We start from the raw sequence: 10118 nt of genomic DNA on the forward strand, positions 1-10118 counted from the left end.
CGTGTAGGAATAATATCTTCTTCATGCTCTAATCTTCAATGTCTTGTTTACTTTGTGTCTCTTTTCTTGATTGGTCCGGAGTGATTACCTCTGTTGAGTTTAATACCGTGCTTGTTGAGTATGCGGAATACGGAACTTCTGCTTCTGAATCCGCTGGCTCTCCAGATTTCATCTATCGGATGTCCTGCAACATAGAGGTTCACTACAGTCTTTTCTCTGTCGAGCTTCTGCATCTTGCTGGCAGAAACAGGAGGCAGAGACACAATCATCTTTTCCTGCAGCTTGATTACATGCTCTGCAGATTTCCTGAGAGCAAGGACTTCGTCGGGCAGGGAACCCATCATTACCAATACGTCAGATGGCTTGGTTTCCGGAAACAGGATGTTGCTGGAGTCAATCCGGTCGTGGATGCTGATGATGCGAATGACCTTGACCCGGCAGAATTCCAGGAATATTGCCAGTTCACGACTGCCACACAAGGCGTTGGAAAATTTCGGAATCACCAGTTCATCGCCTCTTTGCAATGCTGCCATCAGTTGTTTCCACAGCGGTCTGTGGCGTTCGTTATCATCACTTTCTTCGATGATTCTTACACAACCGAACTCGTTCATCCATTTGCGGTCTTCTTCCAGTTTGTCATACTGGGATGTAGCCATGATGTAGCCTACTTTTGCCATATCAAAATGTTTTATTGACTGATAACTTGATAGTTATGCGCCTTTTTATGGCAGGATAACACCTGCTCAGGCACGATTCTTCTGCAAAGATACAAATTATATTCAGAAATGGATTCATACTATTTGGTTTTGTTGGTTCAGCAGACTTGATTTAACCTAATTTATAAATAGGAGCGCATCTTCAAGAATCATACTGCAAAGAGTATGAAACATAAAATAACATAAAGTCTGATTGTAGTGTCGTTAATGTGGAATTTTATCTGTATCTTTGCACGCAAAATTTTCAATTACATGCCAATGGATAATAGGAATACAGTACAGTTGAACAGTTTGGTCGGTTGCCTCGGTAACTCTTCAGCAACAGGTCTCAAAAACCAAATGAAAGAAAGTAAAGCAAGTGAAAGAAAAACAACTCAGCAGAGTTTATTCTTTCACTTGTTTTTTTTATGTGCCTTACTCATGATCACCTCATGCAGTGGAAGTCGTCAATATGATTTCAAGTCTTCTGAAGATGCGTTGAAACAGTACCAGGCTTTCTTTCAAACTATGAAAGGGCATTCAGACTCTGATGCAGAGCATCTTGCAGACTACATCAACCAGTGGCGCGAGTATGGAGATACCGTCTTGAACTACATCAGGAAGGATCCTTCGTTCAATGCGCACAGTGGGCTTTCCATGAAGTATGATCTGATTTCAGACTCCATCCGCACAGAACTTCTGGGGATGACTGTCAACTGTACTTTGAGCGATGTGGCTTATGTGAAGCTCCACACCTCTTTATATAAGGACAACAAGGAACTCGGCTCTTTGAAGGAAAATGCCACCAAGTTCTTCGCCACATTGGACAAATCGGCTGCCTATGACCTGGAAGTTCACAGAGCCTTGGTCAACTACTCCAAGTTCCTGCTGAGCACAAAGTCGCATGGCATCAAGTCCAGAAAGGAACTCGTGGCGTTCCTGCATGAGGAAGACCGCTATTTCCGCACGTTCCTTGCTCATATCGACGAATGCTCATCCATTGGAATGACGGAAATCACCAACCATACGGCAGACATCTGCTCAGCCATCTACAAATCCGCTTCCAGGAATAAGTTGCCAGCTTCTGAGACCCTCGTTCTCATGTCCATGCGAACAGACCGCCGTCTGATTCTCAACGCCCAGGTTTGCCGTGACGCTTTGAAACGAGGAAAAATCAGAGATGCTATCCAAGCCAATGCCTATCTCTGGATGATATTGCAGCCTTATCTCTCGATGGATGCGCTGGCCATCGCCATGCTCACCCCGGAGCAGGCTCAGCTGATGACGGACATCGCCAAGGATTATCCTGCCATCATCACGAGGCTTGAAGGCAAGCACCTTGTCAACAAGGAAGTGTCCAACAAGATTCCAGCCCAGCTGATGCGTCTTTACATATCAACCCTCTAATCTTTCATTATCATGTTACAGGAAGCTATCTACAAATTCAAGGCATCCGGCCCCATGCTGTTGCCAGAGCTGATTGACAATTATTGGATTGGCGAGATAAAGGCATACGAAGATTATGCCATTCTTCCCTACGAAGTGCATATCCCACAGCCTATAGATAAGGTGATTGATATGTTCGAAATGAATGCTGACCTTGCCATTCTCTACCATCTGGAGCCATCAGTCCATACGGTGTTCGGACATGAATGCTGCGCCTACTGCTATCCGGTCACCGAAAGGATGTTCAAGATCAACTGCAAGACTTCCGCCGATGGACTCATCCACGAGTTGAATGTAACGATTTACAACTCCATCGAACTCATGTCGGCAGATCTTTTTGAAGACCTCCGTCTGCACGAACGCCGTGGCACGTTCAAGGCAAAGCGAGAACACGTACAGATCATGAATGATTTCAACTGCGGTCTCTAGATGAACAGACAGACGTATTACCTGATTGCAGACATCATACAAAGATACAGAACATGGATAATAGTTAAAGATACGGAACTGCTGGTAGAGATGAGAATCCTGCAGGATGGGGTGTTGAAGCCCCTGTTTTACAAGGGACTTTCGCTCCAAAGTTACAGAGATCATTACTCTTTCAGAAAGAAGCGAACCTGGAAAATCAATGAATACGACTTGAACCAGGGTCTGGCAGCTCTTTGTAGAAAAGATCCGAGTGCCAAGGGTAGAGTAGAGAAGGGCACTCTCACCCGGCGTGATGTCGAATACATTATAGAGAAAGCATCCTTCGGAATCATCAAACTTGAATTAAGCGATTATGAGTACTAAAAGAAAAGTATATACATTCTATATAATAGCCATCCTGGTAATGGTGCTTGTTCTGATGCTCTTTGATTTAAACATCATGGGCAAGGCGATTGTCGGACTGATGATAGTCTTCTGCATCTTCGTGATGCGAAGCATTCAGACGGCTTACCAGCTTCCTGATGACATCGACCCTGATACGATGCTCCCGATAAAGCCTCATGGCAAATCGTCAGAAGCTATGCCTACAGAGAAGTTAGACCACAATTCAAATGTGGATCTCTATCTCCGTCTTCTCATCGAAGCTGATGAAGAACTGGCGAAAGACCCTACTATAGACCAGATGTCGCTCAGTTACAACATCCAGTTAAACAACAGAATTGCCGAGCGACTCGAATCACTCGACAGAGATAATAACAAGTAAAATAAAGGAATATATGATACAGATATTAACCCTTATCCAATTCGCTTTTCCCTTCCTCCTGCTGACAGCGTTTTTCTGTCTTTACAGGAAGGAATATGGATTCATGAATCGGTTTATGTGGAAGATGGCCATGTTTCAGAGCGCAAGAAATCTCTATGCTTACCTGATTGTGCTGATGCTAATCTTCATCAACTGGTGTTGCCATGTCACGACCCCCAATCTCTCAGTCGTAGTGTCAACACTCCTGACTCTGGTGCTTCTTAACAGGAAAATCGCAGAAAGCACGTTCCATCTTCTGCATGAGAGGAAAAGACTTTGGTTCACCACCTTGCTCCTCTCGATGGTTTGCTACGCCTTACCTTATATGAACAGCATGTCTCTGTTCCTCTTTACTATCAGTGTGGCAGCAGTCTTCTATCCATCTGAAAGAGTTCTTCAGCTGAAGAGCCATCCTGAGGCCATCAACAACCCGAAGGATCTGCTTGCGCTGATTATCAGAAATTACTATTAGGTGCCACCTGCAACTGGCACAGAATCATATCCACTTGCTCAACATTCCAAATTCAAAAATGACTCAAATGACTCATCACCCCAATCAACAGACACCCGAAGCAGACAGATGCAGAGGTGTTGACCGTTCGTTGCTGGAGTTTCTGAAGCCGAAAGCAGAGGAACGTTACAGCAAGCTGGAAGCCTACTGCGACCTGCTTTCGAAAGCATCCTCAGGAGCCTATCAGTCTCCGGGAACCGATGGAGCCCTACAGCTGTTGCCCGGCCAGTTTGTTGCCACCATTTCCGAACTTGCCCGTCAGTGGCAATGGCAGCGTGCCACGGTTCGCCAGTTTATCTGCGGACTCACCAAACTTGGTCAGCTTTCCGTAGAGCCATACTCCAAGAGCTTCATCTTCTCTGTCAATCTGGAGCAACGTCTCTCTCTTCTTATCGAGAGTCCGGACGACATCCTCGATTTCTGCGCCATGCAGTTCATCCGCTTCATCAAAGGCAGATCCACCGCCAGGGAAGTGGCCGATTCCTACAGCCGTTATTACGACTTGAAGATGAACATGGCCAAGCAGGAAGGATATGGAGGCATTCCTGCCAGGCGTGTACTCAACCAGCAGACCCAGGTATTCGATTCACTGGCAGTTTCCATTCTCCGTTATCTCAATCAGGAGAAAGAACAGCCTGAGGAACTTTCCGATTCCGTGAGCCTGCTCTTCGGAAAAGACCATGTCTGGGACTGGCACAAGGTGATCGATTCTCTTGGCATTCTGGCTAAAGCCATCAGTGGCAACATCAAGCCGAGTTATATGGACGAAGTGGCAACCCGATATTCGAAAGCGGAGACAGTACTCCTGGATTGCATCTTCGAGCACTACATCTGTTGCTCCGCATCCAACTACTATGCGAATCCCCCTCGTCCTCTTACTGAGGCCAGGGAGCCATCCGAAGAGGTAGCACCTGCGGAGTCTTCCGACGATTAAAAACAATAGTCATATTCCCCTTATTCCATGCGAGGCACGTTGATGGCGATCAGGACGCCCGTTAGCACATCGCTGAATGATTTCAAGCAACGTGAGGCAGCGTGCTTGCACGTGCCACTTTTTTTTCAGTCTTGGGAAGCCTAATACCCCGACCTACTGAAGTAGTCGGGAGGGCTGACCAGATAAACAGCAAGCTGGGTCAGATTTCCTGGTGTTGCCAAGACTGAAAAAGGCTCATGGAGTAAGGACTATAGCAAAGAAATACGATATGGGAACATCATCAAAACAGGTCATGGACATCAAGGTTACCAAAGGCCTCGCTTCGGTAGGCAACGAAGAGTTGAGAGACTGGACGGAGAAAGGATGGAACCAGGCCATGCGTGAAGGCAACTATGACCGTAGCCGTGAGCATCTCAACTTCGAGATTGGTCCAGGTGGCATAGTCGCCCCGATAGACAAGAGCCGTCCGCTTACCAGACGCATGGCAGAAAATCTCGCTTCACGTGGCATTAAAGACCCTAACGAAGGACTGGCAGAACCACGTTTCCGAACCGTGGTGAATTTCATCTTTGGAGGTTCAACGGAACGCATGCGAGAGCTTGCCTTTGGCAATCAGAAGGTAGATTTTGAAAGCAAGGAAGGTAACGAGCATATCCGGCGAATGCCAGAAATAGAAAAGTGGGCACAGGACATCTATCGCTTTGTGGCAGATAAATATGGAGAGGAAAACCTCGTCTCCTTCATCGTCCACTGCGATGAGAAAAATCCGCATGTCCACTGTGCGCTTCTTCCTATTGATAAGGATAATAAGTTCGCCTTCAAGAAAATCTTCCATGGTCAGAACCGCATAGATTACAAGAACTATCTTCTTGCCCTGCACGACGAACTGGCCAAGGTCAATGAGAAATGGGGACTCACGAGAGGGGTGTCGATAGCAGAGACAGGAGCACGTCACCGTTCAACGGAAGAGTATCGACGATGGCTCGCCAACGAATGCGTGACGCTCGAAGCCCAGATGCTGAACACCCGGAAAGCCCTCGAAGATCTGAACGTGGAACTCTCCATTGCCCAGAAGAAGCAGAAATCCTTTACCTCTATGATTGAGAATCTGAAGGCTGAAATCAACCGCCTCGAAGCAGAACTCAAACCGCTGAGAGCCTTGCAGGCCAACAGCGACAACATCAGTGCCGACATCGCCCGTAAGATTCAGAGCCTTGAACAGCAGAAGGCGATGGTGGAAGATAAACTGGCAGATAAGGAGAAGAAGCTTTCTGAGACCAACCAGTTGCTTGACACCCTCCGCAAGGACAAGGAAGAGATAGAGAAGCAGGCCAGTGAACTGGAAGACAAAGCCAACCAGTCTGAACTTTCCTGGGCGCACAACATGAGCTATCATCTCAATGGCGTGATGCTCGACACCATGGTACATGAGTTTGCCATTCGCTTCCCGAATCTCCCTGACAGCGTGAAACTCGTCTTCGACGGCACACTTCTCTGTCAGTTAGCTGAAGATGGCAACCATGTTGTCAAGGTAGCCTTGAATCTCGTGTGCGGTTTCGTGGATGATGCCACAACCATCGCACAGACGCATGGAGGCGGAGGCGGCAGCCCAGGCTCTGGATGGGGCAAGCGACCGGATGAAGACGATAGGGAGTGGGCAAGAAGATGCCTGGCAATGGCACGCAAGATGTGCGCTCCATCCGTCAGAAGAAGAAAGAAGATGTAACACCATGCTCATTTGTTTACGCAAGTAATCAATCATCAAAGACAACAACATGAGAAAGAAAATATTTTCAATATCAATGATGTGCCTGGCTGCAATGACAGCTTCGGCACAAACTGCCAGACAGAGTTCTGACAGTCTTTATATCCAGAAATCATATAGTCAGGAGCAGATGCTCATGCCTGTTAATCCTACATATCTCAAGCATGTAAGCGAAGCAGCCAACTGGGGTAGAAATTGGTTTATAGAAGCAAAGGGCGGGGCTTCGGCTTTTCTTGGGACGCCCATTGGTTGCGGTGACGTGTTCGACCGTGTCACTCCTCTCTTGCAGATAGGAGTCGGCAAATGGTTCACGCCCGCAATCGGTGGACGAATAGGATTTCAGGGACTCAGCTTCAAGAATGCAGAGTTCCATACGATGAAGTATCAGTTTGTCCATGCAGACTTTCTGTACAATGTCACGTCTGGCATCCGTCAGAATGAAAGCGGAATCCCTCTTTGGGATGTGATTCCCTTCGTAGGTGTCGGCATGATCCATAATTCCGACTGGATCAACAACTGTACCTGTCAGGGCGGTTCGAGTGGCAGTCATCCGTTTGCTTTCACCTATGGCGTGGAAGCCCGTTACCGCATCAGCGACCGTGTTCATCTTGTAGGAGAAGTGAGTGGAATGCTGACCGCCAGGAACTTTGACGGCATCGGAACTTCAACCAAGTTCGGCGACAACATGATTTCGGTTTCAGCCGGTTTGTCCTTCACGATAGGCAAGACGGGGTGGAAGCGAGTAGTGGATGCTACTCCCTATATCGAGCAGAATCTCGCCCTCCAGGATTACATTGCCTACATGAGGGATAAGAATGCTCATCTGGAAAAGCGACTTGCAGGAAACGACGATGGCAAGACCGTCTATCCGAAGAACAGCTACAGTGGTCTCAACTCCCTCCGTGCCCGACTCTCGATGAATGGCAACAGCAAGCAGGGTGCAATGGGCAGCGGTGATGGCAACATTGCAGGTTATGCTGATGGCTATCGCTCAGATTCCCTTTCATCTTCTGACCACTTGAAAGTAAGCCTTGGTGTTCCGGTGTATTTCTTCTTCAAGCTCAACTCCGACAAACTGGTTGACAAGTCACAGCTCGTAAACCTCGACGACATTGCGAAGATGGCTAAGCAGGAAAACTTGAAGATTAAAATATCCGGTGCAGCCGATAGTGCTACTGGCACTCACTCCGGTAACCAGGATTTGGGTAAGCGCCGTGCCAAGTTCATAGCCAAGGCTCTCATCAAGCGAGGTGTAGATAAGAGCCAGATTAAAGCCTACAACTTAGGCGGTATAGACAAATATGCGGCGAATGAGGCAAACCGTTTCACAACCGTTGTCTTGCTGAAATAGGCTGAAACGTGTATTCATGAATACGTGAATACATGTACACATATATACATAATATATACTGAATGTAGCTTTTGAGTAAAAGCACTAAAATTCTTCTCTCATACACCATGGGGAGTTTGCTCGAGATGAGTAAGCTCCCTAATTATCTTAAAAAATCTTATTTGTTCAATAGAAAGTTTTGATATTCAGAATATAATCACTATATTTGCACGTAATATTAGTGGTGATATTATGTGCAATATTAAATATTATATAGATGAAACAGCTGCATATTTCGGCAACATGTTGGGAGAAAAAGTAGCTTTGGAACCAGCGGATAAAGATTTGCTGGTAGAAATCCCTATGAATGTTTCTTCCAGGTTCTCTTTTTATAAAGGATGTATTTTGGGGCAGCACATTTTGATGGCTTACCTAACGGATGGTGACTCTGTGCCACCTGCCCAGTTGAAGAAACAATTGGATATTATACATCGACAGACACAGCTCGTCGTCGTATTAATCACTCCATGCATTTCATCTTATAATAAGGTAAGATTGGTGGCACAAAAAGTTAACTTTGTTATCCCCAACAGGCAAATGTTCCTGCCATCTCTTTTGCTTGACATCAAACCAGACAAAAAGGTTGGCTTGGATTTGAAAGAAACCATTCCTCCCTTTGCCCAATGTTTGTTGCTTTATCATTTGCAGATTGAATCCATTGTTGGGGCAACAGGTTATGGACTGAGCGATAAGTTTGGCGTTTCTTATGCGACCGCAAACAAATCATTGCGCTGGCTTGTCTCCAAAGATCTGATTAAGTTGGAAGGAACAAAGAGCAAGACGGTACAAATTGATTTAAGCAATAGGGAACTTTGGAATAAAGCATTGCCATTGTTGGTTTCTCCGATAGAGCAGCTTTATTATACGGATGCAGTACTTGAAGGACAACAGATAAGTGGGGTGAATGCGCTGATCAGTTCCATAGACTGGTCAAGAAGATCGAATCTTTTCAGTATCTGTGACAATACTTCCGGTATGTCATTGAATGTTATTTGTCTTTCTTCGTTCTGCATATTAAAAACTTTTTTTATTTCTGATGATGAAATTGATAATCATTGTAATCGGGTACATCAATATCAATTACGCATTTGCCCTTCTGTCTTAATGTACGTCTCATGCTTTCTACTTCAACATCTTTGAGTTCGGTAGGGAAGCATAGCTTTATGAAGGTTGCTCGTTTCTGACCGCTCCAACCAAGGCGTTCTCCAATATTCCAGGAATAATGCCTGATGTCGAGAGTATTCAAGGTTCCATTTGTCTTCACAGGAACAATACATGATTCAGGGATGTCGTACAGTTTGATGTTCTGGCACAGTATCTCCAAGTACTCATCTGTCATATATGGCGAAAGTACAGAGTAGGTGTAGTCTTTGACTGCATCATATTTTGAACTTTCAAGACTATACTGCCTGTTGCGATAGCGTTCACGCATTTCTTCTGCTTTCTCCACATCCGATATGGATGGTTCGTTGGAAGAAATACTGTTATTGATCACGATGTCTCTCACAGCTTGCGGCTTACGTAAGCACATGAATGCACAGACAATGATGGCAAATGATATATAGTAGAATATCATCGGCAAAGAGAAACCGGAATCTGAGTCGGAAACTGCCATCATCAGGTTAGCAATCGCTCCATATATTCTTGGAGCGACTACTATCATAATGATGGTGAGCATATTCGAAATGAGGAGAATCAAGAAGTTCTCTTTTAACTTTTTAATCATTGCAATTGTTACTTTTTGGAGTTTTTGTGGCTGCAAAGATATAGAGAATCTTGCTATTTTCTACTATTTCGCATCAACAAAATGCGTCTCTTAAACACTATTTATTATTCAGTGTTTCAACGCTTTAAACTATATTTTAGTTTCTCATTTTTGCCTTCTTATAATCTTATTTTCTCTTATTTGCTTTTGGGCGTATCGTACTTTCAGTTGGCTTCTCGTCGTCTTTCACGTTCGTTAACGTAATTCTGCCTGCTGCCTCACGTGTTTTTGGGTTTGCGTGGGAAGCGTAGATCTGTGTCGTGCTGACATTCTTATGGTTGAGCAGATGCTGAACGGTATATATGTCTGTACCAAGTTCGAGCTGCAACGAGGCATACGTATGTCGGACTTTTGTGCACAATTTAAGCAAAAGCAACGGAA

At 45.5% G+C, this 10118-nt stretch carries 12 protein-coding genes; 9 read left to right on the top strand and 3 right to left on the bottom strand.

Going from position 1 to position 10118, the window contains the following annotated elements:
* Window positions 1-47 precede the first annotated feature (47 nt).
* Complete coding sequence (locus DW657_RS15160) at window positions 48-677, bottom strand: recombinase family protein (protein ID WP_118313278.1); 630 nt, start codon at window positions 675-677, stop codon at window positions 48-50.
* A gap of 546 nt (window positions 678-1223) precedes the next feature.
* Here DW657_RS15160 and DW657_RS15165 point away from each other — a divergent pair.
* The 9 genes from DW657_RS15165 (at window position 1224) to DW657_RS17605 (ending at window position 9112) form a co-directional block, all read left to right on the top strand.
* Window positions 1224-2102, top strand: a complete 879-nt coding sequence (locus DW657_RS15165) for a hypothetical protein (RefSeq protein ID WP_233547139.1) — start codon at window positions 1224-1226, stop codon at window positions 2100-2102.
* A 12-nt stretch (window positions 2103-2114) separates the two neighbouring features.
* The gene (locus tag DW657_RS15170; RefSeq protein ID WP_118313279.1) at window positions 2115-2570 is read left to right on the top strand and encodes a hypothetical protein; all 456 of its coding nucleotides are present in this window, start codon (window positions 2115-2117) and stop codon (window positions 2568-2570) included.
* The gene (locus DW657_RS15175) at window positions 2571-2933 is read left to right on the top strand and encodes a hypothetical protein (protein ID WP_118313280.1); all 363 of its coding nucleotides are present in this window, start codon (window positions 2571-2573) and stop codon (window positions 2931-2933) included.
* A complete protein-coding gene (locus tag DW657_RS15180) occupies window positions 2923-3333 on the top strand; it encodes a hypothetical protein (protein WP_117695435.1) in 411 nt (136 codons plus the stop codon). Before DW657_RS15175 ends, DW657_RS15180 begins: the two co-directional genes overlap by 11 nt.
* Before the next feature lie 13 nt (window positions 3334-3346).
* Window positions 3347-3844 carry a hypothetical protein gene (locus DW657_RS15185; RefSeq protein WP_118313281.1) on the top strand — a complete coding sequence of 166 codons (498 nt, stop codon included), beginning with the start codon at window positions 3347-3349 and terminating at the stop codon, window positions 3842-3844.
* A 58-nt stretch (window positions 3845-3902) separates the two neighbouring features.
* Window positions 3903-4817 carry a hypothetical protein gene (locus tag DW657_RS15190; protein WP_233547141.1) on the top strand — a complete coding sequence of 305 codons (915 nt, stop codon included), beginning with the start codon at window positions 3903-3905 and terminating at the stop codon, window positions 4815-4817.
* 268 nt (window positions 4818-5085) lie between these two features.
* Window positions 5086-6543: a MobV family relaxase gene (gene mobV, locus DW657_RS15195; protein ID WP_118313283.1), complete on the top strand. Its 1458-nt coding sequence runs from the start codon at window positions 5086-5088 to the stop codon at window positions 6541-6543.
* 49 nt (window positions 6544-6592) lie between these two features.
* Complete coding sequence (locus tag DW657_RS15200; protein ID WP_118313284.1) at window positions 6593-7933, top strand: OmpA family protein; 1341 nt, start codon at window positions 6593-6595, stop codon at window positions 7931-7933.
* Between the two features lie 231 nt (window positions 7934-8164).
* Entirely contained in the window at window positions 8165-9112 is a 948-nt protein-coding gene (locus DW657_RS17605) for a hypothetical protein (protein WP_147381971.1), read from the top strand.
* Here DW657_RS17605 and DW657_RS15205 read toward each other — a convergent pair.
* The gene (locus DW657_RS15205) at window positions 9000-9698 is read right to left on the bottom strand and encodes a hypothetical protein (RefSeq protein ID WP_118313285.1); all 699 of its coding nucleotides are present in this window, start codon (window positions 9696-9698) and stop codon (window positions 9000-9002) included. The two genes, DW657_RS17605 and DW657_RS15205, sit on opposite strands and share 113 nt — an antisense overlap.
* Window positions 9699-9864: 166 nt before the next feature.
* Window positions 9865-10118, bottom strand: a 254-nt coding sequence (locus DW657_RS15210) for a tyrosine-type recombinase/integrase (protein ID WP_147381972.1), incomplete at its 5' end; no start/stop codon positions are given.

It is taken from the genome of Prevotella sp. AM23-5, from assembly GCF_003473645.1.
GTDB lineage: Bacteria > Bacteroidota > Bacteroidia > Bacteroidales > Bacteroidaceae > Prevotella > Prevotella copri_A.